This window comes from Amycolatopsis sp. NPDC102522, from assembly GCF_055584485.1.
On the sequence record NZ_JBVJLY010000001.1, the window covers coordinates 1,139,985 to 1,162,248 of the forward strand.

Genomic DNA, 22,264 nt, shown 5'->3' on the forward strand with positions numbered 1-22,264 from the left:
CACAAAATGGCGGAAGTCGCCGGCAAGCTGCGTGAGGTCTTCGTCGAGGCGCTGGACCTCGATGGCGAGGTCGACGTCGAAAACCTCAAGTACCGCGACATCGAGGCCTGGGACTCGGTCGGTCACATGGCGCTGGTCGCGGCCATCGAGGACGAGTTCGATGTGGAATTCGACACCGACCAGGTGATCGACATGTCCAGCTTCAAGGTCGCCGTCGACATGGTCACCGACCTCCAGTCCAAGTGATGCTCGAAGGCAGGATCGCCCTGGTCACCGGCGGAACCCGAGGTATCGGGCTCGCCACCGCGCGGGCGCTCGCCGAGGCGGGCGCCACCGTGGTGCTGACAGGCCGCGACGAGGCCAAGGCCAAGGAAGCGGCGGCCGCCGCGGGCGCCGCGAGCGGCCTCGCGCTGGACGTGACCGACGCCAAGGCCGTGTCGACGGTGGTCCGCGGCGTGGCCAAGGAGCACGGCAAGCTCGACATCGTGGTCGCCAACGCCGGGATCATGGAAGACGCGCTCCTCGGCATGATCCGCGAAGAGCTCGTCGACACCACGCTGAGCACGAACGTCGCCGGCACGCTGCACACCGTCCAGGCCGCGGCCAGGGCGATGATGCGCAAGAAGACCGGAGCCATCGTGGTGCTGGCTTCGATCGTCGGCGAGCACGGAAGCGCCGGTCAGACGGTGTACGCGGCTTCGAAGGCGGCGGTGGCGAACATCGCGCGTTCGGCCGCGAAGGAACTCGGCCGCTCCGGGATCCGGGTCAACGCGGTGGCGCCCGGCGTCATCGACACCGACCTGACCTCGGGCCTGACGGAGGACGCGAAGGCCGAGAACATCGGCAAGACGCCCCTCGGACGGCTCGGGACGCCCGAGGACGTGGCGAACGCGATCCGGTTCCTCGTCAGTGATGACGCCTCGTTCATCACCGGCCAGGTGCTGGGCATCGACGGAGGACTTGTTCTGTAATGACCTTGTTGGGTGTGGGCGCACGACTGATCGACGTCACGAGCGGCAAGACGCTCGCGGGCGAGGAGCTCGACACCGAGGTCGCCCGCGTGGGGGCCGCGCTGGGGCTGCTGCCGCCGGGCGCGCTGTTCGCGCGGATGTCCGTGGACCTCGAAAGCGTGCTGAACTACCTCGGCGCCTTCGAAGCGGGCCGGGCGATCGCGCTGATCGACCCGGCGCTGGACGCCGACGTCCTGGCGGGGCTCATCGAGCGCTTCCGTCCGGCCGCCGTGCTGTCCGCGCCGGACGCGCCCGCGCCCGAGGGGTACGGCGTCTCGGACGGGCACTGGGTCCGCGAGTCCGCCGAAGGTGTCGAGCCGCATCCCCACCTGGCGATCCTGCTGCCGACCAGCGGTTCCACCGGCAACCCGAAGCTGGTCCGGCTCTCGCGCGGCGCGGTGTTCGCCAACGCCGACGCGATCGCGCAAGTGCTCGGCATCGACCGGCACGAGATCGCGCCGACCAGCCTCCCGCTGCACTACAGCTACGGCCTGTCCGTGCTGAACTCCCACCTCGTCCGCGGCGCGACCGTGGTCATCGAGCCCTCCGGCGTGCTCGGACGCGGGTTCTGGGACGCGGTCAACGAACACAAGGTCACCTCGCTCGCGGGTGTGCCGTACCACTACGAGATGCTGCGGCGCCTCAAGTTCGACCCGGCGAAGTACCCGACACTGCGCACGCTGACGCAGGCGGGCGGCAAACTCCGCGACGACCTCGTCGCCCAGTTCAACGACAAGATCCGCGAGGTCGGCGGGCGGATGTTCGTCATGTACGGGCAGACCGAGGCCGCGCCGCGGATGACCACCGTCCCGGCGGAGCGCCTCGCGGAGAAGCTCGGTTCCGCCGGGCCCGCGCTGCCCGGCGGCTCGTTCGCCATCCGGCGCGAGGACGGCTCCGAGACCAAGCACCCGAAGATCGTCGGCGAGGTCGTCTACCGCGGCCCCAACGTGATGATGGGCTACGCCGACGACGAGGCCGGGCTGGCCGCGGGCGACGAATGGGGCGGCGTGCTGCCCACCGGCGACCTCGGCTACCTCGACGAGGACGGGTTCCTCTACATCACCGGACGGCTCAAGCGGATCGGCAAGGTCTTCGGCAACCGGGTCAGCCTGGATGATCTCGAGCACGCCGTGCGTTCTGCTTCGGTGGGGATCGACGTCGTGGCCGCCGTCGCGGCCGGGGACAAGGTCGTCCTGTTCGCCGAAGGCGCCGACAAGGACATCTGCAAGGACGCGTCGAAGGCGCTGTCCGAACGGCTGCACCTGCACACCAGCGGGTTCGACGTCCGCGCATGCGACACCGTGCCGCTGCTGGCCAGCGGCAAGATCGACTACCGGTCGCTGGAGGCCCAGGTATGAGCGTCTTTACGTTGTCTCAGGCCGAGCGTGAGAAGCACTTGCTTCCGCAGCTCGCCGAGCTGACCGCGCACCATCGCGAGAACTCCGAAGGCTACGAACGCATCCTCTCGTCGCTCGGCATCGCGCGGGACGCTTCGTTCGCCTCAATCGCGGACCTGCCGTGGCTGCCGGTGCGGATGTTCAAGACGCACGACCTGCGGTCCATTCCGGAGTCCGAAATCTTCAAGACGCTGACGTCCTCGGGCACCACCGGCGCGGGCGCGTCCCGGATCTACCTGGACAAGGCCGCCGCCGGCGCGCAGACCAAGCAGCTCGGCGCCACGCTGCAAGAGGTCCTCGGCAACGAGCGCCTGCCGATGCTGATGGTCGACACGATCGGCATCATCAAGAACCGCCGCTCCTTCTCCGCGCGCGGCGCGGGCGTGCTGGGCATGGCGAACTTCGGCCGCAAGCACACCTACGTGCTCGACGAGAACGACCAGCCGGACGTCGAGGCCGTCAAGACCTTCCTCGCGACCTACGGCGACAAGCCGTTCCTGATCTTCGGCTTCACCTTCATGGTGTGGCAGTACCTCTACGAGGTCGCGCGTGAGCACAAGCTCGATCTGTCCAACGGGATCCTGATCCACTCCGGCGGCTGGAAGAAGCTGATCGACCGCGCGGTCGACAACACCGAGTTCCGCCGTCGCTTCAAAGAGGACACCGGCCTGACCCGGATCCACAACTACTACGGGATGATCGAGCAGATCGGCACCGTGTTCCTCGAAGGCCCTTCCGGGAACTCGCTGTACTGCCCCGATTTCGCGGACGTGGTGATCCGGAACCCGGAAACCTGGGAAGAGCAGCCGGTCGGCGAGCCGGGCGTGATCGAGGTCGTCAGCACGCTGCCGCATTCGTACCCGGGGCAAGTTCTGCTCACCGAAGACCTCGGTGTCTACAACGGGATCGACGACGGCGACTGGCCGGGCAAGCACTTCTCCGTCATGGGCAGGCTGCCCAAGGCCGAGGCCCGCGGTTGCTCGGACACCTTCCAGGGGGCGGCGGCATGACTCTCAACCAGCGTTTTCCGGTTTCGGACGCGATCGAGGTCGACAAGCTCGTCGAAGAGCTGCGGGCCGAGCCCGTCGGCGGACGGCTGCGTGTCGGTGACCCGCGCGTCGTCGAGTTCCTGACGAAGTTCGCGCGCAAGCTGCTCGCGCCCGCGACGGCTCGCCGCTTCCCGGAGCTCGCATCGCTTGGTTTCTTCCTGCGCAAGGGAGAGATCGCCAAAGCACTGTCCACTTTGGAGACTTCGGCTGCTTCAGAGAATTCCACTGCTGCCCTGCGCTTCCCGCGCGGACTCGTCTTCCACGTCCCGCCCGCCAACGTCGACACGATTTTCGTGTACTCGTGGGCACTTTCGGCGCTGGCGGGCAACCACAACGTCGTCCGCGTGTCCTCCCGTTCGGCCGGTGCGGCCGAGACGGTGCTGGAGGCGCTGAACGCCGCACTGTCCGAAGTGGACGCCGACACCGCCGCCGCGATCACCGCGACGCAGCGCATGGTCACCTACGACCGCAGCGACGCGATCAGCGGCGCGCTGTCGGTCGCCGCGGACCTGCGGGTCATCTGGGGCGGAGACACCTCGGTCGCGGCGCTGCGCAAGTACCCGCTGGCTCCGCACGCACGCGACCTGACCTTCCCGGACAGGTCGTCGTTCGCGGTCGCGTCGGTGCGCGGCTGGCAGAACGCCTCCGAGACCGAGCGCCGCGGCGCGGCCGAGGGCTTCTACAACGACTCGTACTGGTTCGACCAGGCCGCCTGCTCGTCACCGCGTGCGGTGTTCTGGGTCGGCGAGGAAGCCGGGGCGAAGGAAGCCGGGCAGGAGTTCCGGAAGCTGCTCGCCGAGGTGCTGGCGACGAAACAGCACGTCACCGAGCCCGCGATGGCCGTGCAGAAGCGGGTTTCGGCGTACGGCGCGGCCGTCGACGGACTCGTCAGCGGCATCGAGTTCCAGGGCAACGGCCTCGCGACGCTCGAACTCGCCGACCCCGCGATCCTGCCGCGCGAATGGCTCGGCGCGGGCACTTTCGCCAACGCGCGGGTGGAAACGCTTTCCGACCTCGTCCCGATCGTGCTCCGCAAAGATCAAACCGTCGGTCAATTCGGCTTCAGCAAAGAAGAATTGACGCAATTCGTGACGGAATTGGCGGGCCGCGGCGTCGACCGTGTCGTTCCCTTCGGATCGGCCCTGACGTTCTCCGCGATTTGGGACGGCTACGATCTGCTGACCGAGTTCAGCCGCTTGGTGACCGTACAGGCCTGACCTGCGGCGACAGAGGTACAGCAGAGGAGGTTCAGTGACGACTGTCGAAACGCCCGAAGAGGACACTTCGGTAAGTGTTAAACAGCCGAAATCCACCAAGGCGAAGATCCTCGACGTCGTCCGCTGGGTCGCGATCCTGTTGGTCGTCGCTTTCGCGGCGAAGACACTTGTCACCAATTGGGGTGAATTCTGGCGGACCTTGTCCGAGGTCGCGTGGGAATCCTCCACGTTGAGCCTGCTCGCGCTCATCGCCGCGATCATGGTGTCGACCTACGGCTGGCAGATCATGGTCGACGACCTCGGCAAGCCGATCGGCTACGCCCGCGGCGCGCAGATCTGCCTCGTCGGCTCGCTCGGAAAATACGTGCCGGGTTCGGTGTGGGCGTACCTGCTGCAGATGGAACTGGGCCGCAAGGCCGGGCTCGCCAGGGCCCGGATCTTCACCGGTTCGCTGATCCAGCTCGGCGTCGGCGTGGTGTCCGCGCTGGTCGTCTCGCTGCTCGCGGCGCCCGCGGTGTTCAGCAACAGCCCGCGGGCCATGTGGCTGTTCGTGCTCATCCCGGTCGGCCTCGCGATGCTGCACCCGAAGGTGCTGACCTGGGGCACGTCGCTGGTGCTGCGCATCCTGCGCCGCCCGCCGCTGGATCACCGGCTGAGCTGGTCGGTCGTCGGGAAGGTCTTCGGCTCGTCGACGGCCGCGTGGGCGCTGCAGGGCGTGCACCTGTGGCTGCTGGCGAACTCCGTCGGCACGCCTGGCTTCAGCGGCTTCGTGCTGTGCGTCGGCGCGATGGCCGTCGCGATGACCGTCGGGACGTTCGCGTTCATCCTGCCCAGCGGGGTCGGTGTCCGCGAGGTCGCGCAGGTCGCCGTGCTCACCGCGTCGGGCCTCACCGTCGGCCAAGCGACGGCTTTCGCCATCGCTTCGCGCGTCATGTTCACCGTCGCCGACCTGATCACGGCCGGCGCCGCCGCCCTCTCGGCCCGCCTCGTGACCGCCCGCGTTTAGTCGACTAAATGCGGGGCGTGCGGGCCCGGGCGTCAGGGGGTCAGCCGGTAGATCACCGCGTCCGCGTTCCGGTACACCTCGGTCACGAAGTTCAGCCCGTCCAGATCGCGCAGCCCGGCCTGGCGCGGGGCGCCCGTCGGGTAGCCGTACTGCCCGAGGATCACCCACCGAACGTTCAGCCGCGCCGCCGCCGCCCGCACGTCGGCGTTCGACGGGTACTCGCGGAAGTGCCACTCCAGCAGCCGCGCGTCCGACGGCGACAGCGTCTCGTCGAAATGCCCGGAAGTCGTGCGGACGCCGGAGAGCGCGTAGGTCCACACCGTCCCGTCCAGACGGTCGTTCACCGCGCGCTCACCGGGCTTCGCGAACTCGGCGAGCTTCTCCATCGCGACGACCTCGTCCGGGCTCACCGGCAGCTTGTGCGGGTTGATCCCCGGCGTGTTCGCGTAGCCGGACGCGACCTTCTCCGCGTTGGACCGCGCGTAGAAACCGTTGCTCAGGAAGGCGAACCCGCCGAACACCAGCACCGCGACGACGAACGCGGGCACCTTCCGGTGCGCCACGGTGTCCCGCAGCCACGCCTGCGTCTCGGCGAGTCCGTGCGCGGCGATGATCGACAGCGGGATCGCCGCCATCGACATGAACCGGTACGGGTCGTTCCACCACGGCCGGGACAGTGCCAGCACGACAGGCTGCTCCGACGACGTCACCGCGATGTAGGCGAGCCCCGTGACCAGCGCCGTCACGCCGATCCACCGCAGCGCGCCCGCCCGCGAGAAGAAGATGAAGCCCAGCAGCAACGTGGCCGAAAGCCAGATCTGCGGAAAGGGCTCGTGGTGCTGGAAGCCCAGTAGCGCGCCGAGCGCCGTCGAGGCCCGCCATTCGACCGGCCAGCTGCGGTAGGGCACCTCGCCGTTCGCGAGGCCGATCGCGCCGAACAGCTGCAGTCCCGCCACGACGACCGCGAGGGCGCCGACGATCGCCAGCGCGCGCAGGTCCCGGCCGATCCGCTGCCACCGCTCACCGGGCGCGACCCAGCGTTGCAGCAGCAGCGGGCCGGCGAACAGGATCGCGCCGAACAACGCCGACGAGTGCACGCACAGCAGGCCGACCGCGCCGAGCAACAGCACGAAGCCGGTGTCGGGCGCGGGGCGGTCGAGGTACCGCTTCACCGCGACGGCGGCCAGCGGGGTCAGCGCGAGACCGAGCAGGAACGGGAGCAAAGGTCCCCTGCTCATCGATTCGTACAGTCCCATCACCGGCGCGATGGAAACGAGTGCGGCCGCGCCCGCGAACACCGCGCGCCCCCGGAACACGCGCACCATCGTGACCAGCGACAACGCCAGCAACGCGGGCAGCAGCGCGGTGTTCACGTCCAGCGCCAGCGGGATGCTCGCCGGGCTGAGCAGGTACACCACGGACGCGAGCAGGTGGTACGCGTTGGGGTAGAAGACCGGCGCCGCGTCGCCGTACCAGTTGACCTCGCCGGTGCCGAACAGGCTGCCGTCGCCGGTTTCGGCGATCTGCCGGACGCCGTTCGCGTGGTACACGGCGTCGAACCCCTGCGGGATGGCGTCCAGCCTGCCCATCCCGCGCACCACCGCGTACATCCCGACGGCGGCCGCGAGCAGCAGGCACGCCCCGACGGCGAGATGTCCGGACCGTCCCCACAGCGGTTCCTCCGGTGCGGGCGGCCAACGGCGCAGAGTGAGCCTTCGCAGGCCGTATGCGACTCCGGCGAACAAGGCCGTCGCCACCGCGTACGTCACCGGGTCGAACGGGAGGCCGAGCGCGGAAGTCCACGGCCCGGCGAGACCGCCGATGGCGTAGCTCAGCAAGGGCGTCATCCCCGCGAGGACCCAGCCGCGCAGGCCGGCGGCGAGACCGGTGAGCAGACCGGGAAGGCCGATGACGAGCAGCGCGACGCAGACCGTGAGGACGTCGGTCAGCATGGAGGTCTGGGTGGGCACAAGGCTTCCTCAGCGTCTGAAAGCGGAGTGGGGAATCCGCACGGAACCCCGAGGCGCGGGACGGAATGGGAAGCCAGATTAACGGCACTGGGCCGTTACCCGAAGGAGTCACATCCCGACGGGGAATTCGGCGGAACCTCGCCTACTCCATGCGCACCTAATTCCCCCATTCGTGTCAATTGACTGCGCCGAAAGAAACACCTCGGCGCGGCGATCGATACTTGACCGTAGTCTTTCGTCAGGGGAGTGGCTCGGCCCGGAAGGGTGGGGATCAGGTGGTGCTCGCGCTCGTCGTCGCCTGGTTCGTGGTCGCGGTCTTCGTCGTGGTGGCCTGGCCCAAGATCAACGCGGACAAGAACTGGCGGGCCGCCGCGCTGCTGCTGACCCTCGGTTTCTCCGTGGTGCACCAGCTGGCGTTTTCGACCATCGCGGAAGACGCGTACATCACTTTCCGCTACGCGCAGAACATCGTCGACGGCAATGGTCCGGTGTTCAACACCGGCGAGCGGATCGAGGGCTACGCGAATTTCCTTTGGATGATCTTGATCGCGTTGCCGAAGGCCGCTTTCGGGGCCGATATCGAAACCTCCGCGATCGTGCTCGGCGTCCTCTCCGCCCTCGGCACCGTCCTGCTCGCGCACGTGACGGTGAACCGGGTGGTCGGGCGGGCCGCGGGGGAGCCGCGCCCGGCCGCCGGGGTGGCCGCCGCGGTCCTCGTCGCGGGCGCGGGCGGGCTCGCCGCGTACGGCGGATCCGGCACCGAGACGCCGTTGTTCGTGCTGCTCGTTTTCGGCGTCTTCGCCTCGCTCGCGGCCCGGCGCCCGGTCGTCGCGGGCGTGCTCGTCGCCTTCGCCATGATGACGCGCCCGGCGGGACTCCTGCTCGCGGTGCTCGTCGGGAGCTGGCTGGTCATCGCCGCCCTGCGCGGCCGCTGCACCTGGTGGGCGCCGGCGGGCTGGCTGCTCGGCGGGCTCGTCTTCGCGGCGCCGTGGACGGCGTGGCGGGTGACCTACTACGACCACGTCCTGCCGACGTCGGTCGTCATCCCGGTCGACCTCGCCGTCCCGGATCGGATCGACCGCGGTTGGCAGTACCTCTCGGGCTTTTCGGTGGTCCACCAGGGGTTCCTGCTGCTCGGCCTGGTCGCGGCGGTGGCGCTGCTCCTGCGCCGCACCGGCCGGACGCCGCACGAGGCCGAGGCCAGGTCGCTGACCTGGCTGATGCTCGTCACCGCCGTCGCGCTCACCGGGTTCGTGGTCTTCTTCGGCGGCGACGCGAGGCCCGCCTGGCGGCTGCTGGCGCCGATCCCGCCGCTGCTGGCGGTGGCGGCCGTGTCGGTCTACGGCGTGCTCACCGCGGCCGCTGCCGCGAAACCGAGCCCACGGCCGCGGGCGCCGGTCCAGCGGCTGATGCCCGCCGCCGCGGTGGTGTTGTCCGGGCTCGCGGTGCTGGTCTCGGTGTTCAGCCCGGAGATGCTGGCCCGCGTGCGCGCCTGGCACGACCACGGCGCGCAGCTGGAGGAGATCGGCCGCTGGCTCGACGCGTACCTGCCGCCCGGTTCGGTCGTGAGCACCTCCGCCCCCGGTGTGCTGTCGTACCACGCCGGGACGCAACTGCAGATCGTCGGAGTCCGCGGTCAGACCGAAGAAGGGGGCGAGGCCGTCGTCTCCCGGCGGCGTCCGACGGTCGCGGTCATCACCGACACCGGTTACGCGTCGAAACAGTCGTGCGTGATCGACCCGGCGTACGCGGCGAGATACCGCGTCGCGACCTTCGCGCGCGAAGGAACGTCGTCCTGGCTCACCGTGTTCCTGCGGGCAGACGTCGAGCGCTCGGTGAGGTCGGCCCTCGACTTTTCACCCGATTTCCGCCACGTACCGTGCCCTTCGTGAGTGTCGACGAACGCGTTTCCCCCAGCCGGCCGGCCGTGCTTGAAGCATCTTCGCGCCTGTTCGGCCTCGGCGTGTTCGCCGCCGCGCTCCTCGTGCTGCTCGTCCGCTTCCTCGTGCCGAGGCCGGTCGGGATGTCCGACAACGGCGACGGCTTCCGCGTGCTGTGCGGCGCGGGTATCCCCTGGAAGGGCAAGCCGGAGCAGTTCGTGCACCTCGCCTACACCGCGCCGGCGGGTGAATGCGACGCCACGTATCTGCTGACCCAGAGCTGGTTCGCGCGGATCGCGCGGTCGATCGGCGGGCTGCTCGGCCTCGAATCGACGCTCAGCCTGGTCGTGCTCGGCGTGCTCACCAGCGTCCTCGCCGCCGCCGCGGTCGCGCTGATCGTCGTCGGCCTGCCGTACTCGCGTCGCGTTCGCGGCTTCGCGGCTGTGGGACTGCTGCTGGTCGTCGCGGACTCCGCTTTCTTCGGCTACTTCGCTTCCGTGCTCGGCGAAGGTGCCGCGTTCCTCGGCCTCCTGCTCGCCGTCGGCGGTCTCCTGGTGTCCGCACGACCCGGATGGTGGCGCTACGCGGGACTGGCCGTGCTGCTCTTCGGCGGTGTCGTCGCTGTCAACGCCAAGGTCCAGACGTTGATGATCCTGCCGCTGCTCGCGCTCGCCGCGCTGCTCGTCCGCCCGGACGGCGTCCGCGGCCTGAAGCGCTGGCTCCCCGTGGTGTTCGTCATCGGCGCGCTCGCCGGAGGCACGGCCTACGCGCAGCAGACCGTCGAACCGGCGAAGCTGCCCGACGGCTCCCTGGCCGCGCGCCCCGGCGACGATTCACGCGAGATCAACATGTTCAACACGATCTTCTTGACCATTGTGGACGGTCGCCACGACACCGCGGCCGACCTCGCCGCACTGGGCCTGCCCGCCTCGTTCGGCCAGTACGCGGGCAACGGCTGGTGGCATCCCAAGCCCGCGACGACGGATCCCGAATACCCGAAGTACCGCGAACAGATCAGCAGGCGCAACGTCATCGAGTACTTCGCGACGCATCCCTTGCGCACCTTCGGGATCCTGGACCGCGCGGCGGGCGATCTGCTCACCGCGCGGCCGCCCTACCTCGGCAGCTTCGACCAGTCGGCCGGTTTCGCCCCGGAGGCACAGGAACACCGCGTCCCGGTGGCGTCGGCCATCACGAAACTCTTGGCGCCACTGGGTTTCTTCGCCCTGCTGCCGATCTGGTGCCTGCTCGCCTGGCGCGGCTGGAAGACCCGGCGCGACGCGGTGGGCATCGCGCTGGGCTTCCTGCTCGCCGTCGCCGCCGGCCAGTTCGCGCTGGCCGCGCTGGGCGACGGTTTGGAGAACGTCAAGCACCAGGTGATCGCCTTGTACTGCACACTGCTCGGCGTCGTCCTGGCGCTGGTGACCTTCGCGCGTCAGGAGAGCTTGTCGTCCCCGACGTCCAAGGTCCCTTGATGCGGCCGGAAGCCGTTGAAGCCCTTGGTCCGTGCCCACCGCGGTGTCGTCGGGAACGACACCAACGCGGCGAAGATGAGTAGTGCGACGGCGTCGACCCAGAACACCGCCGCGCCGCCGACGAACCGCAGGTTCACGGCGATGTAGAGGAAGAACAGCGCGCCGACCCAGAGCCGCCGTCCCTCACTCCGTTGCTGGTCCAGCACGACCGCGGTGAGCGCGACGATCAGCGGCGCCAGCATCACGAACACCCGCGGGGTGTCGGTCGCGACGAGCCGTCCGGCCAGGCAGCAGGCGAACAGCCAGACACTGGCGATCAGGAGTTCCGCGCGCAGGCCGTAGCGGCGGTACTGCTGGTAGAGGCCGTAGCCGAAGATCAGCCAGAAGAAATGGAACGTGGTGAACAGCTCGACCTGGCCGGTGCCCTTGCTCGCGTTGAGCGCGAAGCGGATGTTGTCGAGCAGGCCGTTGTTGGCCTGGCCCGCGCCGAAGCCGTAGTCGCCGCCGATGAGGTTCTGCGCCCAGATCCGGTAGCCGACGTAGATCCCGACGGCGACCACGAACACGCCGATGCCCCCCAGGACATCGCGATCGCGGAACGAGCGGCCGCGTGTCCACGCGATCAGCGGGTACAGCGGGGCCAGGAGGAGCGTCGTCTCCTTGTTGATCGCGCCGAGCACGATGACGATCGCGAACGGGATCAGCTTGCGCTTGAGGATGAACCAGATCGCCAGCAGGTAGAGCAGGTTGTTGAGCGGGTCGACCAGCCACGGGTTGCTGAAGACGTACGGCGCGTACCAGAACGTGCAGGCCAGCGCGACGGAGGCGAGCACCGAGGTGAACAGCTGCAGCTTCAGGTACGAGCGCAGGAATTCGAAGAAGACGATTACCGTGGCGAGCGTGACCACGAAGGTGAAGGCCACCCAGAGGACGTCGAGGGAGAGCCCGGTCAGCAGATTGCCCCGGTGGACGATCCACGGGCTCAGCATCCGCAACGCGAAGGGGTTCTCGACGGCGGCGCCGGTCTGCTCGGACATGCGGTAGTAGTTCACCGCGTCGCCCCAGGCCGCTTCGTGCGGTTTGGGGAACTTCGGCATGAAGGAGATCAGGTTGATCAGGGAAATCGTGCCCAGCGCGAGATAAGCCCAGAGGCGCTGGGCACCGGGTCTGCCTCTCGGCAGCAAGGTGATTTCGGCGGTTTCGTGCGTCACCTGTGCATTTTAGGGCAGTGACCAGCAACGATGTCGTGAAACCCGGCATGTGACCTACGCGACCGTAGGTTGGTTACCCTACGGTAGCGTAACCTGAACGAATGGCCGATCTCGTTTACCCGCCCGTCATCATGGCGGCGAAGCTCATGTTCCGGGTGCTGGACAACCGCATCCGGGTGGAGGGGACCGAGCACATCCCGGCCACGGGCGGGGCGGTCATCGCCTGCAACCACGTGAGCTACCTCGACTTCATCTTCTGCGGGCTCGGCGCTCAGCCGGCGAAACGCCTGGTCAGGTTCATGGCGAAGAAGGAGATCTTCAGCAACCGCGTCGCCGGGCCGCTCATGCGCGGCATGCACCACATCTCCGTCGATCGCGGCGCGGGTCTCGCGTCGTACCGCGAAGCCGTCGAGCGCCTCAAGGCCGGAGAGGTCGTCGGGGTGTTCCCCGAAGCCACGATCAGCCGGTCGTTCACCGTGAAGGAGATCAAGTCCGGCGCCGTCCGGATGGCCGCCGAAGCGGGCGTCCCGGTGGTGCCGATGGCGCTGTGGGGCACGCAGCGGCTGTGGACCAAGGGCCGCCCGAAGGACCTCACCAAGCGGCACGTCCCGATCTCGATCCTCGCCGGCGAGCCGATGCACCCGAAGGCCGACGAAGACGCCGAAGTCCTTTCGAAGGACCTTCGCGTGCGGATGTCCGCGCTCGTGGAGCGCGTCCAGGCCGGCTACCCGGAGAAGCCGTCCACCGACGACGAGCGCTGGTGGCTGCCCGCGCACCTCGGCGGCACCGCGCCGACGCCGGAAGAGGCCACCAAGCTCGACCGCGAAGGCCGCTAGAACCAGCGTTCGAGCACCTGCGCGACACCGTCCTCGGAGTTCGGCGCCGTCACCTCGTCGGCGACGTCCAAGACGTAGCGGTGCCCGTTCGCCATCGCCACGCCGTGCCCGGCCCAGCCCAGCATCTCGACGTCGTTGGGCATGTCGCCGAACGCGATCACCCGCTCGTCCGGGACGCCCAGCCGCTCGGCGACCTCGGCCAGCCCGGTCGCCTTCGTGATGCCGCGGGCGGAGACCTCGATCAGGCCGTTGTCGGTCGAGTAGGTGATGTCGACCGCGCCGTCGAGCACCTCGCGCGCCGCCCGCGCCATCTCGTCGGAGGTCATCCCGCGCCTGCTGATCAGCAGTTTGATCGCGGGATGCCCGAGCACCTCGGCCCGCGGCGCCTGCGCGCCCTCGTTGTCGCCCCAGGGGTTGTGGTAGTCCGGTTCGATCACGAAATTGCGCGTGTGCGGGTCCTGCGCGGTCTCGCCGACCCGCTCCGCGGCGTACCGGCAGCCGGGAAGAGCGTGATCAAGAGCACTCGCGGCGTCGTGCAGGAGCTGGGGTTCCAGCAGACCGTGGACGGCCACGATCCGGTCCGTCCCGATCTCGTACAGCACCGCGCCGTTCGCGCAGACCGCGTATCCGGTCAGGTCCAGCGGGTTCGCGATCGGCGCGATCCAGCGCGGCGGACGGCCGCTGACCAGCACGAACGGGACTCCGCTCTCGGTGACGCGCCGGACGATGCCGATCGTGCGTTCGGTCAGGGTCTCCAACGGACCGAGCAGGGTGCCGTCGACATCGGAGGCGATCAAGAGAGGTTTTTCCACCGGCACATTGTCCCCGAAGATCCGCCCATCGGGCGAAGTGTCGGTCTGGACCAGTACCTTCCCGATGTGCGCGTAGGCATCGTGATCCTTCCGGAAGATCGTTGGTGGGCGGCCGAGCCGAAATGGCGGGCCGCCGAGGAATACGGCTTCGACCACGCTTGGACGTACGACCACCTCGGCTGGCGGACTCTCGTCGACGGCCCGTGGTTCAGTGCGATGCCAACGTTGACGGCGGCCGCGATGGTGACGTCGCGAATCAGACTGGGCACCTTCGTCGCGTCGCCCGTCGCGCGGCATCCCGTCCCGTTCACCCGGGAGCTGACCACCCTCGACGACATCTCCGACGGCCGGTTCATCCTCGGCGTGGGCGCCGGCGTCCCGCATTCCAACTACGACGCCGCCGTCCTCGACGGCCCGGAGCTGTCGGCCAAGGAACGCACGGACCGCTTCACCGAGTTCGTCGAAGCGCTCGACGGGCTGCTGATGACCGACGGCTTCGACTTCGAGGGTGAGTACTACCGGGCCAAGGGCGCCCGGAACCTGCCCGGCTGCGTGCAGCGGCCCCGGCTGCCGTTCCTGGTGGCCGCGAACGGCCCGCGCACGATGACGCTCGCCGCGCGGTTCGGCGCGGGCTGGGCCACCACCGGCATCAAGTCGGACACCCAGGACGAGTGGTGGAAGGGCGTCGCGGAACTCTCGAAGACCTTTGACGAGCGCCTCGAAGCCGTCGGCCGGGACAAGGCGGGCGTGCAGCGCTTCCTGAGCCTCGACTCGGCGCCGGTCTTCTCCCTCTCCAGCGTCGGCGCCTTCACCGACGCCGCCGGGCGGGCCGGTGAACTCGGGTTCACCGACATCGTCACGCACTGGCCGCGCTCCGGAGACCACTACGTCGGCCGTGAGTCGACGCTCGAAGAGGTCGTCAGCGACGTACTCCCGGTACTCCAGGGAAGAAACTCCTAGGCCGATCGGGTGACATTGGCGGGTTTGCTCAACCGGTTCCGCCTAACGGTCGTCTGAGGGATGAGTACAGCGAGTGGGTGCGGCCGGTGACGGCTGCCCCTCATGGGTCACCCCGGGGGTGAATGGGGGACGGAGGCTCGCGTGGTCGCGGCGGGGGCAGTCCGCGACCACGCGAGCCGGTTTGTTTTTGCCTCTGCGACTACCGTATTCAGAGGACGAAATGCGGAAGCCGGCGGGCGGACAGCAGGCAGAGCTGCGGCCGACCTCGTGAGTGGCTGGGACGGTTAGAGCCAAGGATGTCTTAGGTACCTACTGGATTCTGGCTGCGGTCGAGCGCTGGCCCCGGTCCGTGAAGGCCTCCTTCCCCAAGTACGTGAAGGACCCCTTCATTGCGCTAGGCGCAATGAAGGGGTCCTTCACGTACCTCAAGCAGCCAAAGCAGCGGTGACGCGTCGGGCCAGGTGGTCGTGAGTGGCGTTTCGGGTTAGAACCGTCCCAGCCACTCACGAGGCTCTGAGCAGGTCAGGAGCCCAGCAGGTCAGGAGCACAGCAGGTCAGGGGTACAGCGGGTCAGGGGTACAGCGGGTCGGGAGCCGTCAGCGGGTCAGCGTGTAGATCGAAGCGCCCGCGTTCCCGAAGTCCTTCCGCAGGAAGTTCAGCCCGTCCAGATCCCGCAGCCCCGGCGCCGGCGGCTCACCGATCTTGATCGGCGTGCTCCCGATCAGCACGTGCTTGATGTTCAGCCGCTTCACCGCGGCCTGCACCTCGGGATCGGTGTCGTAGTCGCGGAAGTGCAGCGACAGGTACTTCGCGTCCGGCGGCGGCACGCCCGGGTCGTAGTGCCCGGCGACCGGGTGGATACCGGTGATCGCGTACAGCCAGGCCGTCCCGTCGAAGCGCTCGTTGAGCACCTTCTCGTCCGGTCCGATGTTCATCTTGGTCAGCTCGTTCATCGCGGCCAGCTCGTCGGCGCTGACCGGCGGCGTGACCTCGCCCTCGGGCCCGTTGTAGTAGAGGAACGACACCGCGTGCGCGTTCGACTCGGTGTAGAAGCCCTTGGTCAGCACGGCCGACGCGGCCACGACGAACACGGCGGTCGCCAGCCCGAGCCGGGCGGGCAGCGCGGGACGGCTCTTCACCCAGGAACGCCCGCTCGCCCACTTCGCGAACCAGCGCTGCAGCTCCGCCATCCCGTGCCCGGCCAGCAGGCAGAGCGGGATCGCGGCGAGCGCCATCAGGCGGTACCGGTCGTTCCACCACGGACGCGACAGCGAGATCACCCACGGTTCCGCGCCGAACGAGGCGACCAGCACGAACAGCGCCGAGAACCCGATCGCCGAGAGCCCCAGCCAGCGCATCCGGCCGAGCCGGAACAGGCTCAGGACGCCGATCGCCAGCAGTACCGTCAGCCACACCTGCGGGGCGCTCAGCACCTGCCGGAAGGTCACCAGCAGCCCCAGCGACTTCAGCACCGGCAGCTGCGAGCCCCACGCGTAATAAGGGTAGGAACCCGAAGTGAACTTCAAGGCGCCCAGGATGTGCGGCGCCGCGAGCAGCGCGCTCCCCGCCATCACCGGCACCATCTTGACGACGTCGCCGCCGATGATCCGCCAGCCGCCGCGGCCCTCCGGCACGCCGTCGAGCGGTTTGTGCCGCAGCGCGCGGTACCAGCGCTGCACCACCAGCGGGAAGGCGAACAGCAGCGCGCCGAACAGCGCCGACGAGTGCGCCGCCAGCAGTCCGACGGCGGTCAGCGCGAGCACGTAGCCGGTGTCGAGGCCGGGCCGCGCGAGGAACCGGGCCAGCGCGACCACGGCCAGCGGCGTCAGCACGATCCCGAGCGCGAACGGCAGCAGCCCGCTGGACACCGACTCGTACGCGCCGGTGGTGGCCGCGGCGGCCACCAGGGCCGTGCAGCCCGCGAACACCGCGCGCCCGCCGAGCTGGCGGATCAGGGCGACCATCGACAGCGCGAAGATCCCGGCGACCGGCATGGTGATGGCGTTCAGCGTGACCGGGATCGTCGTGCCCGAGATCGAGTACACGAGCGAGCCGACCAGGTGATACGCGTTCGGGTAGAACGAGCCGTCCGGGTACCAGTTGACGGTGCCCATGCCGGTCAGCGAGCCGTCGCCGGTCTCGGCGATGTAGCGGATGCCGTTCGCGTGGAACACCGTGTCCCAGCGCTGGAACACCGCCGTCGTCCCGCCGCGGGCCGAGAGCACCACGAGGATCGAGATACCGACGGCGAGCGCGACACAGGCCGCGACGGCGTAGTGCGCGCGCGGATGCCACTTCGTCGGCGGCTCCTCGGCGCCCGGCTTGATCCAGCCGCGGCTCTGCCCCAGCTTGCGCAGGCCGAAGCCGATCCCGGCCAGCACGGCAGTGACGCCCGCCACGGTCAGGGGGTTGTACGACACGCCAGCGAGTGCCAGCCACGGACCGGCCAGCCCGGTTACCGTGTAGGACAGCAACGGGGCCAGGCCCGCCAGGGCCCAGCCGCGCAGGCCCGCGGCCCGGCCGACGAGTCCGCCGGGGACGGCCAGCACGGCAAGGTACGTGATAGTCGCACCGAAGTACGACCAGAAGGTGTCCGGAGTAGGCACTGCTTCCTAAAATGTGTCTGTCGAAGGTGAAAACCGGTGCTCGGTGCAGGGCACGGAGGTGACCTGCGTACCCTCGATGCCCGTGAGCGCGCACACGAACCCCGACAAGATTACTGAAGCCGATTTCGCCGGCTACGACCTCATCGTGGTCGGGTCCGGATTCTTCGGGCTGACCGTGGCCGAACGGGCCGCGGCCGAGCTCGGCAAGAAGGTCCTCGTGCTGGAGCGGCGCCACCACCTCGGTGGTAACGCCTACTCCGAGGCCGAGCCCGAGACCGGGATCGAGGTGCACCGCTACGGTGCGCACCTGTTCCACACCTCGAACAAGCGCGTGTGGGAGTACGTCAACCGCTTCACCGAGTTCACCGGCTACCAGCACCGGGTCTTCGCCAAGGTCAAGGACCAGGTCTACTCGTTCCCGATGAACCTCGGCCTGATCAACGAGTTCTTCGGCAAGTCGCACACGCCGGACGAGGCCCGTGAGCTGATCGCCAAGCAGTCGTCGGAGTTCGAGACCGCGAACGCGCAGAACCTCGAAGAGAAGGCGATCTCGCTGGTCGGCCGTCCGCTGTACGAGGCGTTCATCCGCGGCTACACGGCCAAGCAGTGGGAGAACGACCCGAAGAACCTCGGCGCCGACATCATCACCCGGCTCCCGGTCCGCTACACCTTCGACAACCGGTACTTCAACGACACCTACGAGGGTCTGCCGGTCGACGGCTACACCGCGTGGCTCGAGAAGATGGCCGAGCACGAGAACATCGAGGTGCGGCTGAACGTCGACTACTTCGACGTCCGCGAGCACATCCCCGCCGGCACCCCGACCGTCTACACCGGACCGCTGGACCGCTACTTCGGCTACTCCGAAGGCCGGTTCACCTGGCGCACGGTGGACTTCGAGTCCGAGGTCGTCGAGACCGGCGACTTCCAGGGCACCTCGGTGGTCAACTACAACGACGAAGAAGTGCCCTACACCCGGATCATCGAGTTCCGGCACTTCCACCCGGAGCGCAAGCACTACCCGAACGACAAGACGGTCGTGTTCCGCGAGTACTCCCGGTTCGCCGGCGAGGCCGACGAGCCGTACTACCCGATCAACACCCCGGAAAACCGCGAGAAGCTCGAGGCCTACCGCGAGCTCGCGAAGACCGAGGCCAAGGAAAAGAACGTGCTGTTCGGCGGCCGTCTCGGTACCTACAAGTACCTCGACATGCACATGGCCATCGGCTCGGCGCTGTCCGCGTTCGACAACAAGATCGCGCCGCACCTGACCGATGGCGCGCCTCTCGATGGGTCCCTCGATGCTTGAGAAGGGCGCTCCCACCGGCGAGGTGGCGGTTCTGTCGAAAGCTCAGGGCGTCCTGAAGAGCGACGTCACGGTGAAGGCGGCACGGGGTCTTTCGCACTTCGGCGAGCACAGCGCGGGATGGTTCGCGCTGGGCCTCGTCGGGGCCGCTGTCGACAAGAAGCGCCGCAAGGACTGGCTGGTCGCGGCGGTCGGCGTCGTCGGCGCGCACGCCGCGTCGATCGCCGTGAAGCGCGTGGTCAGGCGGCCGCGACCGGACCACCCGAGCGTCGAGGTCCTGGTCTCCACGCCGAGCAAGCTGAGCTTCCCGTCCTCACACGCGACCTCCACGGCGGCGGCGGCGGTGCTCTACTCCGGATTGACCGGGCGTAACCTGGTCCCGGCCCTGGTACCGCCGATGCTGGCCTCCCGGCTCGTGCTCGGCGTCCACTACCCGACCGACGTACTGGCCGGAGCGGCCCTTGGGGGCGTAATCGGCGGCTTGATACGTAGGAAGCTGAAGCGACGATGAGTGAAACGACCGAGAAGGCAGATTCGAAGCCCGACGACGCAGATCCCGTGGCCGGGGCCGCCGAACCGAAGAAGATCGCCGGCGGTCTCGTCGGCGGCATCATCAAGACGGCACGCCCGCGCCAGTGGGTGAAGAACGTGCTGGTGTTCGCCGCACCGTTCTTCGCCTTTTCGAAGTCGACGGACCGGACCGGCCTGCTGGTCGCCGCACTGATCGCCTTCGCGGCGTTCTCGCTGGTGGCCTCCTCGGTCTATCTCATCAACGACGCGGTCGACGTCGAGGCGGACAAGGCGCACCCGACCAAGCGGAACCGGCCGATCGCGGCCGGGATCGTGCCGGTCCCGGTGGCCTACGTCTCGGCGGTGGTGTTCTTCGCCCTCGGTCTCGGCATCTCGTTCTTTGCCAGCTGGCAGCTCGCTGTCGTGCTGGCGGTCTACGAAGCCGTCCAGCTCGGTTACTGCTTCGGGCTCAAGCACCAGCCGGTGGTCGATCTGGCCATCGTCGGCTCGGGCTTCCTGATGCGGTCGATCGCCGGTGGTGTGGCCGCCGGTCTCGCGATGTCGCAGTGGTTCCTGCTGGTCACCGCGTTCGGCTCGCTGTTCATGGTGGCGGGCAAGCGCTACGCCGAGATCATGCTCTTCGAGCGCACAGGGGCGAAGATCCGGTCTTCGCTGAAGAAGTACTCGGCGAGCTACCTGCGGTTCGTCTGGGCGACGTCCGCGGCGATCCTGATCATGTCGTACTGCCTGTGGGCGTTCGAGATCCGCCAGGTGGAGCACGACTCGGTCTGGGCGGTCGTCTCGATGGTCCCGTTCGTGGTCGCCGTCCTGCGCTACGCCGTCGACGTCGACGGCGGCAACGCGGGCGAGCCGGAGGAGATCGCGCTCAAGGACCGCGTGCTCCAGGTGCTCGGCGCGAGCTGGGTGGTCACGCTGTTCCTGTCGTTCTATCTCTGATTCGACAGCTTCGGCACAGCGCATCCACAGGTTGCGCACGCATCCTCGGTGATGGGAGCGGGCAGTGCGCCCGCTCCCATCGACCTAGGAGCGAAAGATGAGTGACCCGCAGCGGCCGTCCGAAGACGAGGACAAGACGGTCGAGCAGCCCGCGGTCGGTGACGAGACCGCGAAGAAACCCGTCGAAACCCCGGCGGAGACCACCGCCGAGACTCCTGCCGCCGCCCCAGCCGGGCCGCCGCCGGGCTGGGTTCCGGCTCAGCAGGCTCCGCCCGCGAAGGGTGGATTCCGCCGCTTCGTGGGGCACCGCGCGACGCAACTGGTCGCGGTCGGCCTGATCGGCTTCCTGCTCGGTGGGGGGATCATCGGCACCGCCGTCGGTCTCGCCGTCGCCAGGCACGACGACCGGCCGGGGATCTCCCGCGATCACCGTGGTCCGGGCGGTCCCGGAGCGCACCGGGACTTCCGCGACGGCCCCGGCGACCGTGGTTGGCGTGACGATTCCCACCGAGGGTAGATAACGGAATCATCACGGCACCGTGTACGGTGCTTGTGATGCGAAGCGCCTCCGCTGAACTTCCCCAGGCTCCCGGTGCGCTGCCGGGAGTCGCCCTCCTCGCCCGCCCCTGGGTCCTGCCCGCCGGGGCGGCGGTGGCTTCGGCCCTGGTGTTCGTGCTGGTCAGCGGGCATTTGATCGACGACACGTACATCACGCTGTCGTATGCGAAGAACCTCGCCTTCCACGGCCATTGGGGCCTGATCGAAGACGGCACCGCCAACACCGCGACGTCGCCGCTGAACGTCCTCGTGCTTGCGCTGGTCACCTTCATCGTCCGTGACGCCGTCTTCGCCGCCGGGATCGTCTTCGTCGCCAGTCAGGTGGCGCTCGTCCTCGGTCTGCGCCGGATCGGTACCGCGACCGGTCTTCCCGGCGGGTTCGCGCCGCTGGCGCTGGGCCTGCTGCTGGTGAACCCGCTGCTGCTGTCGTCGGTCGGCCTCGAAGTCGCTCTCGGCGCGACGGCTGTCGTCTGGCTGATGGTGTTCCTGCACGAACGCCGCCCGGCCGCCGCGGGGGCGGTGATCGGCCTGATCGCGCTGATCCGGATCGACCTGCTCCTGATCGCGTTCGTGCTGTTCCTCGCGCGCCGCGAATTCTGGGTGGGCATCTGGCGCATGACGTTCGCCGCGCTCGCGGTGATGCTGCCGTGGTTCGGGTTCAGCTGGCTGGTGCTGGGTTCGGCCGTGCCGGACACCCTGGTCATCAAGATCATGCAGCGTTCGTGGGGACCGTTCAGTTTCACCAACGGCCCGCTGCTGTACTGGCGCAACTTCCCGCTCGAGGCGACACTTTCCTTTCTGCCGCTCGTGATCGGCGGGCTCGCCGGTCTACTGTGGACGTTCCACTACCGGCGCGGTTCGGATCGGGCGAAGCGTCTGCTGCCGTTCGCGACGCTCGCGATCGCCGGTGCGGCGCACTATCTGGCGTACTGCTGGCTGAACGTCCCGCCGTACCACTGGTATTACGCGCCGAGCATCGTCGGCGCGACGGTCTTCCTCGCCGCGGCCGCCTGCGCTGTCCCCGGCCGGGCCCGGCTCGGCGCGGGGATCCTCGCCGGCGCGTTCCTGCTCGCGAGCGTCGTCTCCTACGCGACCCCCGAGCTGCCGCGCCGGTTCGCGCCCATCACCAGCAACCACGCCGCGTCCGACGAATACCGCCAGATCGGCACGCAACTGGCGCACCTGATCAAGGGACGCAAGGTCGAAAGCGCGGGCGAGGTCGGCGCGCTCGCCTACGCCTGCGACTGCGACATCGTCGACCAGTTCTCCGACCGCGGCTCGGTCGACCCGGCGATCATCGAGACGAAGAACCGTAGCGGCGAACTCGGCAAGGCGCTGCTGGCGGCGAACTTCCGGTTCTTCGACCACAGCGTCCCGCCCGCGACCCCGGACCTGGTGCTGACCACCACCCGTAAGACGCCGCCGTCGAACGCGCTGGCGACCTGGACGATCCACTCACCGTGGATGGGCACCCAGAAGCTCTACCTGCTCCCGGCCCGCTGAC

General features: G+C 68.6%; 19 protein-coding genes. 15 read left to right on the forward strand and 4 right to left on the reverse strand.

Annotated elements, in window-relative coordinates; all coding sequences use genetic code 11:
* Positions 1-6: 6 nt before the first annotated feature.
* From ACZ6YV_RS05180 to ACZ6YV_RS05205, 6 genes are read left to right on the forward strand one after another with little or no spacing between them, the layout of a single operon-like run.
* On the forward strand, positions 7-246 hold the full coding sequence (locus ACZ6YV_RS05180) for an acyl carrier protein (protein ID WP_005149592.1): 240 nt from the start codon (positions 7-9) through the stop codon (positions 244-246).
* Entirely contained in the window at positions 246-971 is a 726-nt protein-coding gene (locus ACZ6YV_RS05185; RefSeq protein ID WP_465508391.1) for an SDR family NAD(P)-dependent oxidoreductase, read from the forward strand. Before ACZ6YV_RS05180 ends, ACZ6YV_RS05185 begins: the two co-directional genes overlap by 1 nt.
* On the forward strand, positions 971-2,368 hold the full coding sequence (locus ACZ6YV_RS05190) for an AMP-binding protein (RefSeq protein WP_465508392.1): 1,398 nt from the start codon (positions 971-973) through the stop codon (positions 2,366-2,368). The genes ACZ6YV_RS05185 and ACZ6YV_RS05190 overlap by 1 nt, the downstream gene beginning before the upstream one ends.
* Positions 2,365-3,417, forward strand: a complete 1,053-nt coding sequence (locus ACZ6YV_RS05195) for a LuxE/PaaK family acyltransferase (RefSeq protein ID WP_465508393.1) — start codon at positions 2,365-2,367, stop codon at positions 3,415-3,417. The genes ACZ6YV_RS05190 and ACZ6YV_RS05195 overlap by 4 nt, the downstream gene beginning before the upstream one ends.
* Complete coding sequence (locus ACZ6YV_RS05200; RefSeq protein ID WP_465508394.1) at positions 3,414-4,673, forward strand: acyl-CoA reductase; 1,260 nt, start codon at positions 3,414-3,416, stop codon at positions 4,671-4,673. The genes ACZ6YV_RS05195 and ACZ6YV_RS05200 overlap by 4 nt, the downstream gene beginning before the upstream one ends.
* 34 nt (positions 4,674-4,707) lie before the next feature.
* Positions 4,708-5,679 carry a lysylphosphatidylglycerol synthase transmembrane domain-containing protein gene (locus tag ACZ6YV_RS05205; RefSeq protein ID WP_465508395.1) on the forward strand — a complete coding sequence of 324 codons (972 nt, stop codon included), beginning with the start codon at positions 4,708-4,710 and terminating at the stop codon, positions 5,677-5,679.
* Positions 5,680-5,711: 32 nt separating this feature from the next.
* Here the strand turns inward: ACZ6YV_RS05205 and ACZ6YV_RS05210 are convergent, their stop codons facing one another.
* Positions 5,712-7,649 (reverse strand): DUF6541 family protein, encoded by a 1,938-nt coding sequence (locus ACZ6YV_RS05210; RefSeq protein WP_465508396.1) that lies wholly within the window; start codon positions 7,647-7,649, stop codon positions 5,712-5,714.
* 275 nt (positions 7,650-7,924) lie between these two features.
* Between ACZ6YV_RS05210 and ACZ6YV_RS05215 the strand changes: the two genes are divergently transcribed.
* Both ACZ6YV_RS05215 and wsfD read left to right on the forward strand, forming a co-directional pair.
* Positions 7,925-9,541, forward strand: coding sequence for a hypothetical protein (locus ACZ6YV_RS05215; protein WP_465508397.1), 1,617 nt, complete (start codon positions 7,925-7,927; stop codon positions 9,539-9,541).
* The gene (gene wsfD / locus ACZ6YV_RS05220; RefSeq protein WP_465508398.1) at positions 9,538-11,004 is read left to right on the forward strand and encodes a glycan biosynthesis hexose transferase WsfD; all 1,467 of its coding nucleotides are present in this window, start codon (positions 9,538-9,540) and stop codon (positions 11,002-11,004) included. Before ACZ6YV_RS05215 ends, wsfD begins: the two co-directional genes overlap by 4 nt.
* Here wsfD and ACZ6YV_RS05225 read toward each other — a convergent pair.
* The gene (locus ACZ6YV_RS05225; protein WP_465508399.1) at positions 10,965-12,215 is read right to left on the reverse strand and encodes a hypothetical protein; all 1,251 of its coding nucleotides are present in this window, start codon (positions 12,213-12,215) and stop codon (positions 10,965-10,967) included. The two genes, wsfD and ACZ6YV_RS05225, sit on opposite strands and share 40 nt — an antisense overlap.
* 101 nt (positions 12,216-12,316) lie before the next feature.
* On the opposite strand from ACZ6YV_RS05225, the gene ACZ6YV_RS05230 reads away from it, so the two are divergent.
* Positions 12,317-13,051, forward strand: coding sequence for a lysophospholipid acyltransferase family protein (locus ACZ6YV_RS05230; RefSeq protein ID WP_378238148.1), 735 nt, complete (start codon positions 12,317-12,319; stop codon positions 13,049-13,051).
* On the opposite strand, the gene ACZ6YV_RS05235 is transcribed toward ACZ6YV_RS05230, so the two are convergent.
* Complete coding sequence (locus tag ACZ6YV_RS05235) at positions 13,048-13,848, reverse strand: HAD family hydrolase (RefSeq protein ID WP_465508544.1); 801 nt, start codon at positions 13,846-13,848, stop codon at positions 13,048-13,050. The genes ACZ6YV_RS05230 and ACZ6YV_RS05235 overlap by 4 nt on opposite strands.
* 81 nt (positions 13,849-13,929) lie before the next feature.
* Between ACZ6YV_RS05235 and ACZ6YV_RS05240 the strand changes: the two genes are divergently transcribed.
* Positions 13,930-14,823, forward strand: coding sequence for an LLM class flavin-dependent oxidoreductase (locus ACZ6YV_RS05240; protein ID WP_465508400.1), 894 nt, complete (start codon positions 13,930-13,932; stop codon positions 14,821-14,823).
* Positions 14,824-15,419: 596 nt separating this feature from the next.
* On the opposite strand, the gene ACZ6YV_RS05245 is transcribed toward ACZ6YV_RS05240, so the two are convergent.
* On the reverse strand, positions 15,420-17,429 hold the full coding sequence (locus tag ACZ6YV_RS05245) for a DUF6541 family protein (RefSeq protein WP_465508401.1): 2,010 nt from the start codon (positions 17,427-17,429) through the stop codon (positions 15,420-15,422).
* Positions 17,430-17,511: 82 nt separating this feature from the next.
* Between ACZ6YV_RS05245 and glf the strand changes: the two genes are divergently transcribed.
* The 5 genes from glf (at position 17,512) to ACZ6YV_RS05270 (ending at position 22,263) form a co-directional block, all read left to right on the forward strand.
* Positions 17,512-18,738, forward strand: coding sequence for a UDP-galactopyranose mutase (glf, locus tag ACZ6YV_RS05250; RefSeq protein ID WP_378238151.1), 1,227 nt, complete (start codon positions 17,512-17,514; stop codon positions 18,736-18,738).
* Complete coding sequence (locus ACZ6YV_RS05255; RefSeq protein ID WP_465508402.1) at positions 18,731-19,246, forward strand: phosphatase PAP2 family protein; 516 nt, start codon at positions 18,731-18,733, stop codon at positions 19,244-19,246. Before glf ends, ACZ6YV_RS05255 begins: the two co-directional genes overlap by 8 nt.
* On the forward strand, positions 19,243-20,202 hold the full coding sequence (locus ACZ6YV_RS05260) for a decaprenyl-phosphate phosphoribosyltransferase (RefSeq protein ID WP_378238153.1): 960 nt from the start codon (positions 19,243-19,245) through the stop codon (positions 20,200-20,202). The genes ACZ6YV_RS05255 and ACZ6YV_RS05260 overlap by 4 nt, the downstream gene beginning before the upstream one ends.
* Positions 20,203-20,299: 97 nt before the next feature.
* On the forward strand, positions 20,300-20,719 hold the full coding sequence (locus tag ACZ6YV_RS05265) for a hypothetical protein (RefSeq protein WP_465508403.1): 420 nt from the start codon (positions 20,300-20,302) through the stop codon (positions 20,717-20,719).
* Positions 20,720-20,757: 38 nt separating this feature from the next.
* Complete coding sequence (locus ACZ6YV_RS05270; protein ID WP_465508404.1) at positions 20,758-22,263, forward strand: hypothetical protein; 1,506 nt, start codon at positions 20,758-20,760, stop codon at positions 22,261-22,263.
* The last annotated feature ends 1 nt before the right edge of the window (position 22,264 follow it).

What these genes read in the sequence shown, in the direction of transcription:
- ACZ6YV_RS05260 (WP_378238153.1), top strand. Translation starts at nt 19,243, where the DNA reads ATGAGTGAAACGACCGAGAAGGCAGATTCGAAGCCCGACGACGCAGAT.
- ACZ6YV_RS05255 (WP_465508402.1), top strand. Translation starts at nt 18,731, where the DNA reads ATGCTTGAGAAGGGCGCTCCCACCGGCGAGGTGGCGGTTCTGTCGAAA.
- ACZ6YV_RS05195 (WP_465508393.1), top strand. Translation starts at nt 2,365, where the DNA reads ATGAGCGTCTTTACGTTGTCTCAGGCCGAGCGTGAGAAGCACTTGCTT.
- ACZ6YV_RS05185 (WP_465508391.1), top strand. Translation starts at nt 246, where the DNA reads ATGCTCGAAGGCAGGATCGCCCTGGTCACCGGCGGAACCCGAGGTATC.
- ACZ6YV_RS05230 (WP_378238148.1), top strand. Translation starts at nt 12,317, where the DNA reads ATGGCCGATCTCGTTTACCCGCCCGTCATCATGGCGGCGAAGCTCATG.
- ACZ6YV_RS05270 (WP_465508404.1), top strand. Translation starts at nt 20,758, where the DNA reads ATGCGAAGCGCCTCCGCTGAACTTCCCCAGGCTCCCGGTGCGCTGCCG.
- ACZ6YV_RS05190 (WP_465508392.1), top strand. Translation starts at nt 971, where the DNA reads ATGACCTTGTTGGGTGTGGGCGCACGACTGATCGACGTCACGAGCGGC.
- ACZ6YV_RS05265 (WP_465508403.1), top strand. Translation starts at nt 20,300, where the DNA reads ATGAGTGACCCGCAGCGGCCGTCCGAAGACGAGGACAAGACGGTCGAG.
- ACZ6YV_RS05180 (WP_005149592.1), top strand. Translation starts at nt 7, where the DNA reads ATGGCGGAAGTCGCCGGCAAGCTGCGTGAGGTCTTCGTCGAGGCGCTG.
- ACZ6YV_RS05200 (WP_465508394.1), top strand. Translation starts at nt 3,414, where the DNA reads ATGACTCTCAACCAGCGTTTTCCGGTTTCGGACGCGATCGAGGTCGAC.